This is a genomic window from Paraburkholderia sp. SIMBA_053, from assembly GCF_046534895.1.
In the GTDB taxonomy this organism is placed as follows: domain Bacteria; phylum Pseudomonadota; class Gammaproteobacteria; order Burkholderiales; family Burkholderiaceae; genus Paraburkholderia; species Paraburkholderia caledonica.
The window spans coordinates 1-276 of the sequence record NZ_JAWRXU010000586.1 but is presented as its reverse complement, the minus strand read 5'-3'; the positions used below and the strand labels follow the sequence as shown (position 1 = coordinate 276).

Below are 276 nucleotides of genomic sequence, written 5' to 3'. Positions count from 1 at the left end.
AGGCTGCTGCGAGAGTTGCAGCTCAAGGACGAGCAAGTCGAAGACGCCGCCCGCGAACTGGAGAACATCCACGAAATACTTGAGGACCACAAGACTCAACTTGAGGTCACTGAGCGCGAGAGCCAGCACCTCAGGGAGCAGCTTGCCACTTACGAGCGTCATCTTGCCGAAAAAGAAAGCAGCATCTCCAACCTTCGCACCGCACTGACCGAGCGCACTTCCGGCTATCCGGCGATGGAGCAGGAACTGGCTGCCAAAAACAAAAAGCTCGAGGAG

Annotated in this window: 1 protein-coding gene; it reads left to right on the top strand. The window is 56.9% G+C overall.

The window, feature by feature from the left end; translation table 11 throughout:
• A partial coding sequence (locus tag SB753_RS36940; RefSeq protein ID WP_410805096.1) for a hypothetical protein occupies positions 1-276 on the top strand: 276 nt, incomplete at both ends.